Raw genomic sequence first — 17,142 nt, 5'->3', positions numbered from 1 at the left:
GGTTTGACTGAGTATTCACGTGGAGAGGATCTTCGTGGAAGCGCCGTACGTTATCGACCTTGAACGCGTTTCGCGTGTCTATTCTATGGGAGAAGTCGAGGTTCAAGCGCTGAGAGGAGTGTCGCTGAAGGTGGAGCGAGGCGCCTCCATCGGGATCATGGGACCGAGCGGCTCGGGCAAGACAACCCTCCTCAACATGATTGGTGCGCTTGACAGGCCGACATCTGGCAGAGTAGTGATTGACGGTGTGGACATCACCCAGATGAACGAACGGCAGCTGACCAGAGTCAGGCGGGACAAGATCAGTTTCATCTTTCAGTTCTTCAACCTGCTGCCCGTATTGTCCGCGTATGAGAACGTGGAACTCCCGCTTGTCATTGCAGGAGTAGAGGAGAGTGACCGCAAAGAACGTGTCGACCACCTCTTGAGCGTCGTCGGACTTGCTGATAGAGCGGAGCATCGTCCCGATGAGTTGTCAGGCGGTGAACAGCAGCGTGTAGCGATAGCGCGTGCTCTGGCCAAACCAGCGGGTGCTTCAAGTTCAGTCGAGGATCAGGCGGACGAGCCCACAGGAGACCTAGACAGTCGGACCGGCGAGGAGATAATGAAGGTCCTGATACAACTGACCAAAGCCGAAGGCGGCACACTGATAGTGGTGACTCACGACCCCGATGTCGGCAGGAAGATGGACCGACTTTACATTATGCGTGACGGACAATTCGTGGACCAACAGGGAGGTGGGGAAGTTGGCTGTGCCCGTTACATATGAGGCATTTCACAGCGTGAGGAGAAGAGCGGTCACAGTCCTCTGCTTGATGCTGGCCACCATTGTCACGACGGGTGTGTCAGTGTATATCGATAGCCGTTCCATCCACATGTGGGATGAAAGCGTGGGAAGTGTGGGCCCAGTGGCGATGACCGTCACGAGTTACGAGTATGGCAACTTGTGGACCATTCTGGACGATATCAAGGCAATCGAGGGAGTCACGAGAGCGGCTCTTCTGGAACGACATGAGGATGTTCTGCTAGTCGCGATAGATGGCGGCCCAAAGAATGGATCTACTCAGTATACTATGGCATCGACAAGAGCTTCGGTCTTGGAGACCAACACAACCTTCCCCGGAATGGTTCAGCTGTTCGAGGGCAGACTTCCGAGCAGCAGTGAAGAGATAGCCATTAATGAATGGACGGCGGAATGGATTGGAGCTGGCGTTGGCAGTGTCGTCTCATTTCAAGTCTACCTAAGCGAGGGCAAGATTGAGAAGAACGTCACCATTGTGGGGCTGTACCAAGAAGAGTTCTCTGTAGAGACGAACATCTATTCGTACGCGACAGGATATGTGGGGGGAGCGATAGTCAACATGACGATGACGGCCATTCCCCGACAGGACGTAATCTTGTTGGATGTCGACCGAAGCCGGCTCTCGCCCGAAGACTCTGATGGTTCCGCAATGTATCTTCAGCAGATTCAAGAGAGAATCTGTCACCTAGACTTCTACTATCACCCCCCCCAGGAAACCTACTCAAGGTATCATGTCAACAACCAGATACTCATGGCTGTTTACACATACACTTCCTCGCTTCTGCTCGCACGAATCACACAGATCTTCAGGGGAGCTGGCGTGGCTCTACTAATAGTACTAGTCGTGTTCCTAGCACTGCGGTACAACTACAATGAACGCAAGTATGAGATGGAGATACTCTCTGCACGCGGAGCATCCAAGAGTGACCTGGACCATTCAATGATACGAGAGATGATTGTGCTGTCGTCACTTGCTGTTGTCATTGGTATAGGCGTAGGGGTTCTGCTCAGTAGGGTGGGCACGACAGCCATCGGCTATTTCGTCTTTGACCCTGCAAGACTCTGGACAGAGCCCTTCCTAATGACACGTGAATCACTCATTCTTTCCGTGGTCACTGGGGCTGCACTTCCCTTTGTGCCGTACGTTGGGTACCAGTGGTATTACTCCACTGTGAAGAAGCTTGAGTCGAAGACAGGAAAGCTGGTGAAGCTGACCCGAATACTCAGCATGATTAAGTGGGACGCATTGTTGGTCATGCTCAGTGTCCTTGCGCTGTCACTTGTGTATACTGCAGATCCGGAGATAAGGTACAATCCACTAGTGTCGTTCACCTTCTTTATGCTCAGATCGTTTACTCCCTTTGCACTCTTTCTAGGGGTCGGCAGCCTGTTCATCAAGGGTCTCAAGGGAGGGACGGACTATGTCGCGAGGGCACTCTCACCTCTGTTCGGACGCCTCGCCTCATCAGTAGGCATCCGTAGACTGGGAAGGACAGCGTCATCTGCCGCCCCGACCGCTCTGGTCTTGGTTCTTGCAATAAGCATGGCATGGAGCAGTGCCGTTGTGGCGACCAGTCTGCCAGCAACCAAGCTGGCGCAGGCCAGATTCGCCTTTGGTGGCGACATCTCATATCGGCTGAGCAGTGTCAACAGTCACCTCTGGATGGAGTTCGCCGAGAATGTGTCTTCGCATCTTCAGGTTCAGTCAGTGAGCTTCGTTTCCGTCGCTACGGGATTGATGTCCCAGAGTGACTACCACACGACCTACATTGTGGGGTTGGAGCCCGGTTATGTGGACGTTGGTTACGACTGGGATGGAAGGATGCTCAATGAGTCCCAGCTGAAACAGAACCTCGTTGTCTTGCAGAACACGCCCCACGGAGCAATAGTGTCAGCAGACATCGCAGAGACATATCAACTCGAGGTGGGTAGCACCCTTCGCGTTTCCAGCTACTACGGCAGCAACACGGTGTATGTCTTCATCGTCACCGGCGTGGTGACTGCACTGACGGATTTCCAGCTGGATGACACCGGGACTGACCCGAACTGGTGGTGGTCGTCCGTAGGCGTTGGAAGAAGGACCCTCTGGGTGAACAGGGCATACCTGTCCGGTCTGGCAAACCTCACTTCTGAATGCATGAACTTTCTTGCTGTAAGGACTAAGCCCGGCACCAACTCGACTTCCATAGCTGAGGACATTGTTACGTCAAGTGGGTCTGAAGCGTTAGTGACAGGAATCAGCCCCACGGTTCGACGACTCCCCTACCACACAAGAGCAGCTCAAGATGAGGTGGACTACTACACCAATAGGGCAGCATTCCAGATGGACCGTGCAGCTGACACGGTTTTCGCTGTTGGGTCTGTAGCAGTCATGCTGGCAGCCTTCATGCTGTACGCGGCAGAGGACGTACGCGGCAGAAAGAGGGAAATCGCCCTCACACGAGCACTGGGCGCACACAGCAGAGAGGTGGGGCGAGTGCAGGCCGCAGAGATGACCGTCATCGTCTTGTCCGCGCTGATGCTACTGGGTCTGCTGGGACCCCTGTTCATTCTGAATGCGGTGTTGGGGAGTCATACGAGCTACTACGTCTTCCCCACACCTGCATTGATTGTCGTCCCGTTCGACGTGATCCTTTCGATACTCGCGCTCTTTGTCGCCACTGCACTCATCTTCGTCCTTGGTGTGTCCGTGCTCTCGTCGAGAATCCATCTAGCCACTTCACTCAATGATGCTTGGACCGAGGCAGCCCCATTCGGAGGTAGGGAATGATGTTCTTGTTCACACGTCTGGTGAAGGATGCTCCGAAAGTGCTCCTTACGTTCTTGGTGTTCTCCCTGTCTGCAGGAGTTGTCGGAGGCATTCTCTTCTACACTGACAGCATCGGTCCAACAGTATTCGGAGAAATGGTGAACGAAGTCCAAGTAGACATGATGCTCGATGTCACCTACTCCTTCTATCAACAGAATGAAACATCATACGCGGACCTCCTCAGCATTGTCGAGAGTCAAGAGGCGGTACAGCAGGCGGAGTGGGTATACATCGTTGAGGACTACGGGTGGGTAGACGACATTCCCATTGCCATGAAGTCATACTTGGGCGTAGACGAGGGCTTCTTCGACTCGTTTCCAGAGGCGGTCAATCTTGGCGATGGATTGCCTCCCCTCACCAATGAAACCTGCTACCTATCAGTGCAGATGGCAAGGGCCGCCCATCTGGAAGTAGGTGACAACTTCACCATCAGGTACCCAGTCTGGAACGAGACCAGTCAGCAAACCCAGTACCGCAACTGGACATGGCAGATAACTGGGACCTTCACATCTGAATTGCTGAAGAGATACTACTACTGGGGTCAACCGTCAGAATCCACACTCCATATGATTACGACAGCTGCAGGTCTTGAGGCAGCATTGGCATCTGAGGAAGGTCAATGGGAGTTGCTTGGAAGTCACCAGATCTGGGTGTCTTTTGACCGTCAGATGATTCTGAGTCAAGACCCGGTCCAAGGAGCACTGGAACTTGACAACACTAGGAAGCGCATTGAACAGGAGGCATTACCATTCCTGGCCCTCACTTGGGATGGCTTTAGCCTCAGGACCGCCATGAACAACTACGCATACTGGTCACTCGGAATGAGGGCGGTATCACTGGCATTCTCACTCCCCGCCATATTCATGGGGCTGATGCTCGTCAGCTACAATGCCCGACTGCTTGCCGACGAACAGAGAAGAGATATCGGCACAATCAAGACCAGAGGTGCCAGCAGCAAGCAGTCGTTCGTTTGGGTCTTGGAGGCAGCACTAGTCACCGGGCTGATAGGCAGTCTGGGAGCAGTAGGTATCGGAGCTCTGTCAGCAGTGCTCTCGGCCGCGGTGAGGACATTCTTCGTGTTTGACCTGTCACTGCTTGGTGAAGTGCCCATCCTCGTCACAGCCGAGTCGGCGATGGCCGTGTTCGCGTTCGCATTTGCAGCCGGCACGATAGTCTCAGTACCCTCTGCGGTCAAGGCACTGATGGCAGAACCAGCAGAGACACACGACGTGATTGAGAGGGAGTCGCTTGCCGGAACGGAGAAGATGGGCAGCCTCCTTGTGGACCTGATAGGTCTGGGCATCTCACTGTATATGCTACCCTTCCTTGTGCTGTTACTGGGGTTTGCTACTGTCTACGGGGAGACCATGGCGCCTATCATGATCTTCATCACTCCACTCATGGCAATCGCGATATTCACAGTCACTCGGTTGTTTTCGAGACCCACTTCGAGAGTAAAGTTCAAGCTCCTGACCAGGCTCAAGCGACAGCCTCATGCAGTTGCCGCGAAGGTCCTGGCAGGGTCAGCACAAATGCATCTCAGAACGGAGGCGACAGGTGCAATGTTTGTAGCACTGGTGTTCATGGCTGGGGTATTCGCTTCAGTGTCTGCAACGACCGGTCACACCCATCTACAGGACCTGATGTGTTTTCAGGTGGGAAGTGACCTGACGGTCTCTGTGAAGGAGAACCTGCACAATGTGAGCATCAGCCTCTTAGATAACATCACAGCGATTGAGGGTGTGGAGAGCGCAAGTGCCACCTGGACCATCACTGCATTTGTGATGTACGATGATGTCACCTGGGGATGGGGGCAGGTCAACAAGTCGGTCGAGGTCATCGGAGTACAACCTTCAAGATGGGCGCAGTCAGCCTTCTGGCTGCCCTACTTCGCTTACAAGGGTAACCCACAGACGGCCCTCATGGAACTGGAAGGGAACCATAGCAACGTAATCTCATCATTCAGACCGGTCTCCAGTGTGTCATATACAGGGTATTCGTATGTCTATGTCTACGGCGACAGGATCACCCTATATGTCAGAGGACCAAAGGGAGTCAATTCAAGCCATGTGAGGATAGTCGACACCCTCACGAGCGAACAGGGAGGCGGCATCACGTACTTGCCCGGCAGTCCTGATACGTACGACTTTGTAATTGTGGACATTGACTACTTGCATGCGTGCAAGAACTCCACTGAGGTGAGCAGGTTGTTCATCAGACTTCAAGCAGGGGCAAATGCGACTCGTGTCATGGAGCAGGTCCGTGAACTCGCACCCTACTCCTTCGACTCCATCACGTCGGTGCAAGAGCTGCTGGACGACACGCTCAGGAGCCGGGGAAGCAGGGCAATCTATGGCGTATACACTCTGGAAGTGGTCTACTCACTTGTCTACCTCACCGGAGGGGTTGCTGTCGTGACGGCAATGAAGATAGGCAAGCTGAAGAAGCAGCTTGCAGTACTGAGGGCTCTAGGAGCCGAAAGAAGGGCAATGGTCACTGTTATTCTGTTGGACACTCTGATTACAGTGACAATCGGTGCTGCTATAGGAGCAAGCGCTGCATTCGCACTTGCAGCGGCCTTTGGAAGAATGCCGCTGGTCTACATGGGCACCTCGGCCGCAGTAGCATGGGAGCGACTCCCCATATTCCTAATCGTTCCAGTTCCTCTTCTGGCCGCAATCATGATCATCACACTTGTAGCGGCAAGTTGCGCGACATACGTCACTGCTGTCCGTAGCCTGTCAGGGAGTATCGCAGAGACTATTCAGTACGCGGAGTGAGTAATATGGCAGAGAATCTCGAAGAAGTCTCGGAGAAGTACAAGATTATTGTCAGAGACCTCATGAAGGTCTACAAGAGAGGGGCGAAGGAAGTCATCGCTCTGAGAGGAATCGACTTCGAAGTCGAAAGACAAGAGTTCCTCAGCATTGTCGGTCCCAGTGGCTCCGGCAAGTCAACCTTGCTCAAGCTGCTGGGAGCTCTTGAAAAACCCACGGCGGGCACGATATTCTATGACGGACATAGCGTAACGATACTTGATGACCAGAGGGCAATGCTGTACAGAAGGCAGAAGGTAGGATTTGTATGGCAGACCGGAAACCTGGTGCCCGGGTTGACCGCACTGAAGAACGTGATGTTGCCAATGAGACTGTCACGACTCTCACACAGAGAGGCAGAAAAGAGAGCGCGAATCCTACTCACGAGCCTCGGGTTGGGAGCAAGGATGTCGCACAGGCCGCATCAGCTGAGCGGCGGCGAGAACCAGCGTGTGGCAATCTGTGTTGCACTGGCTAACAAACCGGAGGTCCTGCTCGCCGACGAGATAACTGGTGAACTCGACACAGAGACCACGCAGCTGGTGATGCAGGCACTGAAGCAGGTGAATGAGGAGTTCGGAACAACTGTGGTCAATGTGACTCACAATCCGAGAGTCGCCGCATTCGCGGACCGCACACTCCGTATCCGCGACGGACTCATCGAGGGACAGAAGCATACGCTCTATGGAGACATCAGCGAAGTTGACGCCAAGGGGCGCATGGTGATACCTGAGACCGTCCGCCGGTTGGCGGGCATAGGCAAGCGAGTGGTGCTCAAGGTCACTTCTGAAGGGCTGCTGATAGTCCCACTCGAGTCTGAAGAGGCCAACAACACCTCCGCATCCGGACAGCCTGAGTCTTCTCCACAGGATGCGTGAGGCGTGCTCAACGGAGCAACGTCTATAACCAACCTCCCGCCACTACAATCGAGTCAATATGGCACCTAACAGTCTACCATGGTCCTTCTACTCAATCCTCCTGACCTTCGGTGTCTTCTTCTTCAGCCTCAATGTGTGGATACTTGGAAGACTGCTGTCACATCCCATGTCGTCAGATGTCTGGCTTGTCGGCATACTCCTGGGAGGGATAGGCACACTCTGTTCGATACGCATGGTCAGAGTTCATCAGGCAGAGTTGGTGGCTGCGAAGAGAGCCCGTGAACAGGCAGAGCTGATGACAGAGAAGGGGAATCATGGACAGGCAGACTGACTGGAACTAGATTTGCGAGTCTATCCGGACTGTAGTCCCCGTTTCGCCATTGCACGGGACATGAGATGAGCCTGTCGTAGCGGCTCGGGGTATCCATGCAAGGAGCATGATTCCACGATCTCGACGGCCTTGTCCAACGACACCATGTTTCCGACGGACACATAGACAGGTCTGCTCTTCTGACCAAGCCAGACTGCAGCTCCCAATACTTCCCCATTGTCGATGACATCCGCACGATTGCCCTGCCGAGCGGACAGTGAGCCCAAGAGCAGACTCTTCGCAACGCCTATGGTCTGCAGGCCTAGTGTCACACCCACATATGAAGCCAATCCAAACCTCCGCGGGTGCAAGACCCCGTTGCCATCAATCAGCACCGGCCCATTGGTGTCCAGACTCCTCAGGAGCGCTAACAGCATCGGACCTTCACGCAACTGAAAGACTCCGGGACGGTACTGGTGAGATACATGTGACGACAGCGACACCCACCTGATGACACTACTACAAGCAGAGTCCATCGTGACTGCAACCCCGAAGCCAGTGTGGCCACGATATGAGATGTCGGCGCCGCTGATACAGTCTGCATGACCTGATGACTGGTCGGTCTTGTCCACCAAACCAGCCATGCGGAGCTGCTCGGCGATGACATCCTCCTCAGAGTCGCCTGCCATCTTGAGTCTCCTGCCCGGTGATGACGAGGACTCAAAGAAGAAGGTTTGGCTCACAGATAGAGAGCCATGGCTGTCAAAGCGCGCTCTTCATGGTCTGAGTCTACGGATAGAGTCGTGACACGGTCCTGGGAAAAGGCACGCAATCACGTATGTGTTCCAGCTGTAACATCCAGACTATCAATCGGTCGACGCCCACACCAAAACCTGAGTGTTCAACGCTTCCGTACTTTCTGATGTCAAGGTACCATCTGTACTTCTCTGGATTGTCCCCAATCCTCACGAGATTCTCAATGATTCTCTTCTCTTCGTCCTCGCGCTGGCTTCCTCCGATAATCTCACCAAATCCATCTGGTGCAAGCAAGTCCGCGTTCTTGTACGTCCGCGGGTCTGACTCGTTGTGCTTCATGTAGAAGCTCTTGATCTCTTTCGGATAGAACTGCACAAACAGGAAGTTCTCGCGCCCCTTGGTGAGGATCTCCTCTGCCTCCGTTCTTATGTCCTCGCCCCACTTGATGTCAAGCCCTCGCTCTTGACAGTACTTTATCGCCTCGTCATAGGTCATTCTATCGAACGGAGGCTTCACTCGAAGAAGCCTGTCGGGACTGACACCCAGTTCTCTCAGCTCTTTGAGCCTGTGCTTCGCCACGTACTGGCAGATGTAGGATACGAGCTCTTCCTGCCGCCGCAGGTTGCATTCATGGTCACACCAGGCCTCCTCGACCTCCAGGTGCCAGAACTCCGTGAGGTGCTTTCTTGTCCGTGACTTCTCGCCCCTGAACGAAGGGGCAAGTGTGAACACCCGCTCCATTGCAAACAGCTGAGGTTCGAGGTGCATCTGGCTGGTCTGAGTGAGGAACACCTTCTGGCCGAAATAGTCCACCTGAAACAGGTCGGCGCCCTCCTCACCAAGAGTTGTCACGAACATTGGGGATGTGGTCTCGTAGAACCCGTTCTTTCGGAGGTATTCCCTTGCTGCGTGGAAGACAGCATCCCGGACCTTGAGAATGCAGGACATCCTCCTCGAACGCATCCACAGGTGACGGTTGTCATTGAGCCACTCTACACTCTGATCCTCAGTGATTGGAAACTCCTCCGCGAAATGGAGGACTCTGATGCTGTCGACTTGGATCTCAAAACCGCCTTCAGCTCGTGAGTCAGCCTTTACTATTCCCGACAGGGTCACAAGCGACTCGATTAGCATCTTCTCTGCGTCTGCATACTGCTCCTTGGTCACAGCCTCTGGCTTGACCACCGTCTGAACGACACCTGAAGAGTCCCGAAGAAGTACGAAAATCATCTTCTTCTGCTTCCGGATGCGATGGACCCAGCCACGAAGATTGACCTTCTTTCCTTCGTGCTTGCCTTCAAGCACATCACCTATCGGGATATAGCGTGTCACATGAGGTCACCTGACTCTGTCACACGGTACGAGTCGTCACGCCCGGCGTGTCCGGCGATAAAAGCGTGACGCCACCGTGGTCTTGCCCAGACTACCTCCGTCGAAGGTAGATACGGACGGCAATTATGATGACAACAAGAATGACAATGCCGCCTGCGTAGGCCAGTCCCAGCACAACCTGGGGAGGATAGACTGTCACGTGCACCGCTGACACCGCAGTGTTGTTCCCGACATCATAGACTGTGAGAACGACCCAATGTTCGCCCTCAAGCAGGCCCGAGAAGTCAAAGGAGATGGTGTCTGTCACCCACACGGCCTCAACAACAACGAACCCATCGACTGCTATGGAATACTTGCTCTTGTGGTCGTCGGTCACAGTCCAGTTGCGAACAATGCGCGCGTCACCCCGGTAGTAGGACACGGATGGCGGGGCGTACGTGATGACAGGAGCAATGTCATCGGCCTTCACCGTGACACCCACAGTGTGATTCGCAGTGTTTCCACTTGTGTCATTTGCGCTCAGTACAAACTCGTAATAACCGATTGCCAGTCCATCAAGAGAGAGACGCACATAGGGTTCAGTCAGGGAGATGTTGCCACTCTTGACAACCGTGGTGTTGCGTGTGAGTGTGTAGGCGGAGGGATGCGCATCACTTATGTTCCAACGAAGAGTCCTACCGCTCTCCATGTAGTAGATCGTCAGGTTCTCAGGCCCGTCTATGACCGGCGTCACATTTTCGTAGATTCGAAGTCGGATGGTGTCCTCGGCTTTGTTGTTGTTCAAGTCGATGGCCTCGAACTTCACATTATACACACCAATCGCGAATCCAGTGACATTGTAGAGGTAGTCATAGCTGGTTGCATTGTAGGACTGTGTCACCTTGACCACACCGTCAAGATAGACGTTCAGTTGCTTGGGGTGTTCGTCCTCCACATGCCATGCCACAGTGATATTCTTGGAGTCTACAAGGAACTCCTTGTCGCCCGGCGATGTGATGACCGGCTTTCGCACATCAGAGCTCGCCGATGTCAGGTCATATGAGTAGTTTCCAAGACCAAGATACTCACCCATGTGTTTTACAGTCCAGTTGATGAAGGCGATGGGCAGGTCGATGAACAGCACAGTACCGTTTGTGGGAGTCGTCTTTGCGTCGATACTCATACCGTTCTTGTACGTCACATTAACTATAGCGCCCTGAAGGGCATCAAGAGTGGTCTCATAGTAGGTGAACACCTCGAGGTCGTAGTAGTCAGGGTTGCCAGTGATGGGACCAACCCACTGATGGACAAGCTTGGCTGTGCCGTCGGCAGTGAAGTTGCCGCTCTTGATCACAGAACCAGTGTACGGACCGGACATCACAGTCACCTTCCAAGTGTAGTTGTCATTGGGCAGATCCGTGAAGTTGGCGAATCCGTTGGCGCCCAGTATTACCTGTCCCCAGATGCTGTTGTTGCTCTGGAAGTGGATCGAGAAGTTCAGTCCTTGAGCAGGGTTATCGTCAACATCAAGTACAGTCGCTTGGAGGTCATCCAGGTCGTTCTCGCGGTCAAGATTGCCAACACTCGGAGTTGTGAATGCGTCCGGTCCATTCGACACAAGAACGCCGCTCTGCTGAACCCCGGGGGCCGCTTGCCAAGTCACGTTGTAGGTGTACGACCCCTGTGGGATGTTGTAGAAGACAGCAGAGCCGTCACCCAGAGAGAGTTTGGACGAGTAGATCGTCTTGTTGCTCAGGAAGTAGATGCTCACATTCGCTCCGCCAACCTGGTACGTATAGTTGTAGACATGGAATGCGAAGTCGTCATCATCAAACGCCTTCAGGTAGTTGAAGTTGTCGACCTCAACTTGCAGGCTTGTGGCGGCGATAACACTCTCGTACTCGAGTTCGTAGTCAGATGTCCGAACAGGAACTGAGGGTGCAGTTGACGATGCTGCGGCTCCCAACAGCAAGATGAGCAACAGGGCCAAAGCGCTACTTCTTATCATCATTTGAGCCACACTCTAGCTTTCAACACGGACTTGGCCAGACTAGGCTGGGCGGCCCCGAACCTTTGGACACCATAAAAGGATTTCCTCAGGAGAGACTCCGTCCTAAAGCTCCTTGGGTAACCCATGAGACATGAGACTCTGGACCAAGTGATGCTCACTGTGGTAACCATCACCATAGTCTTCATCAATGCTGCGAATTCATGTCTGACTCAGTTCATTTGCTGCCATGTCGAAGTGATGAACCGCCCGAACCTGGTCCGGCTGACATGACACCCGTTCCAACGTGCTTCGGCTCTCGTTGGCATCGAGAGGCAGATTGATGTTCTGTCCAGAAGGACGCACGACCAGATGTGGTGACCCCTATGGCCCTCTTTGCACGCTTCTTCGGACTGGTGACGCCCACTCCCAAAGTGACCACACTGATTCAGCGTATCGTACTGCTCATGCCAACCATGGCAATGACATTCACAATCAGCACCACATTCTGGATGATCTACATAGCGGAGAGTCTTGGTGGAGGGGACTATATCCTAGGGCTTGAGCGGGTGGGGTTGCTTGTGATAATCCAGCTTGTGGTCCAGACCTTCCTCGACTATCCAAGCGGGGCGGTCGGTGACAAGATAGGCCAGAGATGGGTACTGGCTTCTGCACTCTTGTGCTTCAGCCTTGCTTATTGGTTGACCTCCCTCGTCGACACCGCGTCACCCTACGAGCACTTCATCTTGATCTACGCGCTCAATGGTCTTGGTCAGTCGCAGCAGAGTGGTGCAGTGGATGCATGGTTTGACAACAACTACAGAGTGGCCATGCCACATGACTCGGACCGAAAACAATACGGCAAGCTGAAGGGTCGCATGGCAATGGTCTACGAGATAATCTCCACACTCATACTACTGCCGGGAGCGTGGCTTGCCATGCTCTACTCTAGGCAGTGGGTGTTCAAGCTTCAGGCTGTTGCCTGTGTGCTGCTTGCCTTTGCGGTGCTCAAGGCAGTGAGGGACTTTCCTGAGACCGAGGAGATCAGGAAGAAGGAGAATGGGGAGTCCGGAAGCTATGCTGGTATCCTGGCGGACGGAGTGAGGTTTGTCTTCTCAAGTCGATTTGTGGCGCTAGTGATACTCGGCGACATAGTCCTGTTTTGTGTGGGCAATGTGTGGTGGCAGCTCCTGTTGTTCCCCATGTACTTCATCTATCTCCTGACTGATGTTGCTGTGGCCGGGTACAGGACTCTGGTCTTTGTGCCAAACGCCGTCGCTCAGGAACGGAGCGGGTTCTGGTCAGCACGCTTCGACCCTATCAAGTGGGTGCCACGCTTCAGACTCGTCCAGTTCGGAGGGGTGGCGTTCTTTGTGTTGCTTGCCGCAACGACACTCTTCTGGCCGCCTCCAAACCCCGCAACGGCAGAGCTGCTCTCCGTATTCATTCCGTTCACACAGACTCCATTGTTCCAGGTGCCGGTGGACTCTGTTCCTGCTCTAGTGGTAGTCTTCATCGTCTTCACAGCAGGTGACTTCTTCGGTGCCTTCGCCGAGGTCTTGGAGATGAGAGTCATAATCGACGTGGTTCCCAACAGGATTCGCAACAGCCTCTACTCGCTCAGGCCAGCACTGACAATAATCGCGTCCATACCAGTGATTTATGCATTCAGCTTCATCCTGCCAATGTACGGGTTTGCAGTCTCGTTCGCCATCTGTTCGATGATAACGCTCGTAGGCACTCTGATGATATGGAAGGGCTATCGCTATCCGATACCAAGGGCGCAAGACCTCAGCTCAATCCGCACTGACAGCGAATACACCAGTGAAGTGTGACTCCCATCCGAGCACTTGCTGGTCGTAGATACTGGGACACAAGACAGCAAGAGTGAAGACGACCCAGATGGAGAAGTGGAAGATCACGGCCGATTTGCGCTGTAGACTTCGACCGAGCGCATGCTTGAAACGCAGGAGTCTCGAACTGCCGAAGACAGACGATGATTAGGTCTCATGTAGTTCACAGCAAACCAACACCAAGCACACCAAGACGACTTTATCCGAATTACGTCCATAAGGATGGACCACCCATGTCAAGTGGGATGCGCCGTGTCAGAAACGCTAAGAGTGAGAGCCTACAACGTCGGTCTTGGCGACTGTATTCTTGTTACACTGCCTGCGGGAAAGGAAAGGAAACACCTACTGGTTGACTTCGGAAGCACACGGGGAAAGGACAAGGCATACCTGAAGGCAGTGTGTAAAGACATACTAGAGCAAGTGGGAGACGACCCTCTGGCAGTGTTCCTCTCGCACGGCCACATGGACCACTTCAAGGGCTTGCACAATCATCTCAGTGAGCTTGACGCAAAGACAGAGGTCCTTCTGACGACGCATCATCTCAGGACTGCAGAGGCCATGAGAGCCGGTACACGCGACGGCCCAGTCATGAGTGCTCTCGACACGGTCATGAAGGACCTCAAGTCGAGACTGAAGTCCGAGAAGAGCGACGAGGAGACAAGGGCGCTTGCCGAAGACAGAGATGAGACCGACCGGATGCTTGACGAGCTCTGTAAGGAGCTTGGTGACAGAGTGCGATACCTGGCTCGTGGTGCACACCAAGTGCTTGCCCCCTTTCTCAGAGGGACGGGGGCGAAGATTGAGATACTGGCTCCAGAGAGAGACAACACTGCATACACTGAGAGGACGTTCTCCAAGCTGTTGACAGCACCGGAGAGACGCTCGATTGGCAGAGGCCTTATTCTTGACATGATAAGAGAGAGAATCAAGTCACGGGTCGCCCTCAAGGACTTGCTCATGGCAGAGAGAGAGTATGACAACTCGACGAGCCTGGTCTTTTCTCTGGAGTGGAAGGGAAAGCTTCTGCTGTTTCCCGGCGATGCCGAGCTTCCCAGCTGGGAGGTCATGCATGAGAAGGGAGTGCTCAGACCGGTCGACCTCCTGAAGGTCGCGCACCATGCCAGCCCGAACGGTACACCTGTCGCGATGCCAGAAGTCTGGAAGTCCCTGATTGACAAGGCACGGAAACCACGCTTTCTGGTCTCCACATATCCACGCAAGGACTGGGGTATGCCAGACCCGGGCATTCTCAGTCGACTCGGACAAGAAGGTCAAGTCATCTCCACCGAGGATGTTCGCGGCACTCCGGGTTTTGTCGATGTGCTGGTCAGCTGACTGGTCCTCCATCCGCAGCTCTGTGGGACATCCTTAACTGGTCAAGTGGACAGTCAAGTGTCCGGAGACCGAACATGATACGCAGGGCTACCGCAGATGATGTGGACAGCTATCTCAGGGTTGCAGGCTACTCGTACTCATTTCCCGAGTCGTATACAGACATGGCGAGAGAGAGATTCATAGATTCGTACGATGAACACTACGTCGTGGAAGAGAAGGAACGCGTCGTCGCGCTAGCTCGAGTGTTGCCGCTTGAACAGAATGTGAGAGGGGTCTGGAAGAAGATGGGCGGAGTGGCGATGGTGGCAAGCACACCAGAACACCGTCGTCAGGGCCACGTCCGTGATATGATCATGAAGATGATGGCGGACATACAGCGAAGCGACTATGCAGTCAGCTGTCTGTATCCCTTCAAGGACTCGTTCTACATGAGGGTGGGGTATGTCAAGATGCCACCTCTGGGAGTCCTCGAACTCAATCCCAGCAACATCGTCAACAGGTCGATGCCAGAAGGATACTCCGTCATGATGGTTGACCCTGCTGAGGGAAAGGAGCCGTGGACCTCGGTGCACTCTCGGGTCGTCACGGCTGCACATGGGGGTGTGAGAAGGTCTCAGAAGAGATGGGACGAACTCACCAAGTACATGAAGTCCAAGATGGCAATTGCATACGGTCCCGACATGACACCAGAGGGAGTCGTTGTCTATGGTATCAGGGGCTACGGTGAGGGATACGACTGGGCTGAGACGGGTCGGATATCTGTCAGGGAGATACTGTGGTCAAACCTGCAGGCACGGAACGCCCTCCTGACCTTTTTGTATCTCCATGCCGACCAAGTCGTCAAGGTCTCCATTCCAGTGGACCCGAGAGCAGACGACTACTATCACTGGATATCGGGAGTGCACAATCCTACGTTGACATCGAGAATAGTTCACATGTCCAGAGTCATCGATGTGCAACAGGCCTTCGAGGGAATACCCGTCAACGAAGAGGGAGAAGTCGTGCTCAGTGTTGAGGACCCCTGTCTGACATCCAACACAGGCACCTATCTCTTCACGGGTGTGGGTGGCAAGCTCTCGGTGACAAGGTCAGACAAGAGGCCCAGCGCACAGGTGACCATTGAAGGACTGACTGCGCTCCTATACGGGACTCTGTCACTTGAACAGATGGCGAGCATGGGCTGGCTGTCAGGTGAGGTTCAGGGCCCCCTCATGGACTGGCTCCCAAGAGCGGTCCCATGGTTGACCGAGGACTTCTAGAGAGCCAGCCTGGCTACTGATTGCGACATGTCGCTTCATCAGCGTATGCTGATGACCATCGAAACTCCCATACCTCATGTTGCAGAGAAGACTCTGTCGATGAAGCTGGCGAGCAGAGCCTCCTCCTCAGGCGTGGTTGCGTCAGTATTGGTTGCTTCGAACATTGCGACCGCCGACTGCTCGGTGAGAGGCATCACATGGAGTTTCGAGCCCATCTCTGAGAGGACCGACTCGAACTTCGCGCCCTTGGTCTTCTTAGGAACGACCACAAGTCCCACCTCTGCCCGGCCGGACCCAATAGCGTCCTTGAGCCGCTTCGCAGAGTAGAAGGCAGCGACACCTGCACTGCGGTCCCAGCTCTTGACTGTGGGGACATCAATAGCGATCATATGGGTCGCCCCGTCCTTCTCGATGCTCACGACTGCCCCGACGTCAGACTCGGACTCACCGGACTCAACATGGGTCTGGACGTTGTAGCCCTTGGTCTTGCCGGTCAGCTGGAACGCCTTGACGACAGCGCTCACCATCACGGTTGGTGTCAGTTTGAGCACATAGTCTGACTGAGGTTCAACAGCAGCCTCCTTCTTTCCGAACAGTATCTTGTCGCTCGCTCCAATCAGCACACGTATGGCCTCACGGGGAACACCCTTGGACTTCTTGAAGGCCTCTTCGATCTCCTTTCCGGTCAGAGGGAACAGAGGGTCCGGTGGAGGATCAAGGTTCTGCTCATCCCAGTAGGACTTCATGCTCTGTGTCACGAATGCCTCCACATCCTCCTTGGTGAAGTGGCGGAGTCTGACGGCCTCTTCCATTCGTGACTGAGTCGGAGCGTCGGCCAATCCATGAATGCGGTCCCATATCTCGCTCAGACACGATGAGACTATCACGACGTTACTGCATTCATTGTAGACACGTTTGATGACTTCCAAGAACTTCCTCTCACCCTCTTCACCAAACGTGTTGTAAGGACCTTCCATCTCGTCGATGAAGAGGACAACAGGCTCCAGAGAACTCTCGGTCATGAGC

Annotated in this window: 12 protein-coding genes; 8 read left to right on the top strand and 4 right to left on the bottom strand. The window is 54.1% G+C overall.

The window, feature by feature from the left end; genetic code table 11:
• Positions 1-85: 85 nt before the first annotated feature.
• The 5 genes from HXY34_06250 to HXY34_06230 are packed head-to-tail and all read left to right on the top strand — an operon-like array spanning position 86 to position 7,636.
• Positions 86-769, top strand: a complete 684-nt coding sequence (locus HXY34_06250; GenBank protein NWF95725.1) for an ABC transporter ATP-binding protein — start codon at positions 86-88, stop codon at positions 767-769.
• Positions 747-3,572, top strand: a complete 2,826-nt coding sequence (locus HXY34_06245; protein ID NWF95724.1) for an ABC transporter permease — start codon at positions 747-749, stop codon at positions 3,570-3,572. Before HXY34_06250 ends, HXY34_06245 begins: the two co-directional genes overlap by 23 nt.
• On the top strand, positions 3,569-6,391 hold the full coding sequence (locus HXY34_06240) for an FtsX-like permease family protein (GenBank protein ID NWF95723.1): 2,823 nt from the start codon (positions 3,569-3,571) through the stop codon (positions 6,389-6,391). The genes HXY34_06245 and HXY34_06240 overlap by 4 nt, the downstream gene beginning before the upstream one ends.
• 5 nt (positions 6,392-6,396) lie before the next feature.
• On the top strand, positions 6,397-7,305 hold the full coding sequence (locus HXY34_06235) for an ATP-binding cassette domain-containing protein (GenBank protein ID NWF95722.1): 909 nt from the start codon (positions 6,397-6,399) through the stop codon (positions 7,303-7,305).
• 58 nt (positions 7,306-7,363) lie between these two features.
• The gene (locus HXY34_06230; GenBank protein ID NWF95721.1) at positions 7,364-7,636 is read left to right on the top strand and encodes a hypothetical protein; all 273 of its coding nucleotides are present in this window, start codon (positions 7,364-7,366) and stop codon (positions 7,634-7,636) included.
• Between the two features lie 20 nt (positions 7,637-7,656).
• On the opposite strand, the gene HXY34_06225 is transcribed toward HXY34_06230, so the two are convergent.
• From HXY34_06225 to HXY34_06215, 3 genes are all read right to left on the bottom strand, one after another.
• Positions 7,657-8,304 carry an endonuclease V gene (locus HXY34_06225; GenBank protein NWF95720.1) on the bottom strand — a complete coding sequence of 216 codons (648 nt, stop codon included), beginning with the start codon at positions 8,302-8,304 and terminating at the stop codon, positions 7,657-7,659.
• A 100-nt stretch (positions 8,305-8,404) separates the two neighbouring features.
• Positions 8,405-9,703: an asparagine--tRNA ligase gene (asnS, locus tag HXY34_06220; GenBank protein NWF95719.1), complete on the bottom strand. Its 1,299-nt coding sequence runs from the start codon at positions 9,701-9,703 to the stop codon at positions 8,405-8,407.
• A 91-nt stretch (positions 9,704-9,794) separates the two neighbouring features.
• The gene (locus tag HXY34_06215; protein NWF95718.1) at positions 9,795-11,693 is read right to left on the bottom strand and encodes a hypothetical protein; all 1,899 of its coding nucleotides are present in this window, start codon (positions 11,691-11,693) and stop codon (positions 9,795-9,797) included.
• A gap of 362 nt (positions 11,694-12,055) precedes the next feature.
• Here HXY34_06215 and HXY34_06210 point away from each other — a divergent pair, with 362 nt between their 5' ends.
• The 3 genes from HXY34_06210 to HXY34_06200 all read left to right on the top strand — a co-directional run bounded on the left by HXY34_06210 (position 12,056) and on the right by HXY34_06200 (position 16,116).
• Positions 12,056-13,504: an MFS transporter gene (locus HXY34_06210; protein NWF95717.1), complete on the top strand. Its 1,449-nt coding sequence runs from the start codon at positions 12,056-12,058 to the stop codon at positions 13,502-13,504.
• Positions 13,505-13,774: 270 nt separating this feature from the next.
• Complete coding sequence (locus HXY34_06205; protein NWF95716.1) at positions 13,775-14,857, top strand: MBL fold metallo-hydrolase; 1,083 nt, start codon at positions 13,775-13,777, stop codon at positions 14,855-14,857.
• 74 nt (positions 14,858-14,931) lie between these two features.
• On the top strand, positions 14,932-16,116 hold the full coding sequence (locus tag HXY34_06200; protein ID NWF95715.1) for a GNAT family N-acetyltransferase: 1,185 nt from the start codon (positions 14,932-14,934) through the stop codon (positions 16,114-16,116).
• A 74-nt stretch (positions 16,117-16,190) separates the two neighbouring features.
• Here the strand turns inward: HXY34_06200 and HXY34_06195 are convergent.
• A partial coding sequence (locus HXY34_06195; GenBank protein NWF95714.1) for a hypothetical protein occupies positions 16,191-17,142 on the bottom strand: 952 nt, incomplete at its 5' end.

It is taken from the genome of Candidatus Thorarchaeota archaeon (genome assembly GCA_013388835.1).
Lineage (GTDB): Archaea > Asgardarchaeota > Thorarchaeia > Thorarchaeales > Thorarchaeaceae > JACAEL01.
This window is presented reverse-complemented; position numbering and strand designations above follow the sequence as displayed.

Excerpts from the sequence above, each read along its gene's own strand:
- HXY34_06250 (NWF95725.1), top strand. The coding sequence starts at position 86 with ATGGGAGAAGTCGAGGTTCAAGCGCTGAGAGGAGTGTCGCTGAAGGTG.
- HXY34_06240 (NWF95723.1), top strand. The coding sequence starts at position 3,569 with ATGATGTTCTTGTTCACACGTCTGGTGAAGGATGCTCCGAAAGTGCTC.
- HXY34_06235 (NWF95722.1), top strand. The coding sequence starts at position 6,397 with ATGGCAGAGAATCTCGAAGAAGTCTCGGAGAAGTACAAGATTATTGTC.
- HXY34_06230 (NWF95721.1), top strand. The coding sequence starts at position 7,364 with ATGGCACCTAACAGTCTACCATGGTCCTTCTACTCAATCCTCCTGACC.
- HXY34_06225 (NWF95720.1), bottom strand. The coding sequence starts at position 8,304 with ATGGCAGGCGACTCTGAGGAGGATGTCATCGCCGAGCAGCTCCGCATG.
- HXY34_06215 (NWF95718.1), bottom strand. The coding sequence starts at position 11,693 with ATGATGATAAGAAGTAGCGCTTTGGCCCTGTTGCTCATCTTGCTGTTG.
- HXY34_06210 (NWF95717.1), top strand. The coding sequence starts at position 12,056 with ATGGCCCTCTTTGCACGCTTCTTCGGACTGGTGACGCCCACTCCCAAA.
- HXY34_06200 (NWF95715.1), top strand. The coding sequence starts at position 14,932 with ATGATACGCAGGGCTACCGCAGATGATGTGGACAGCTATCTCAGGGTT.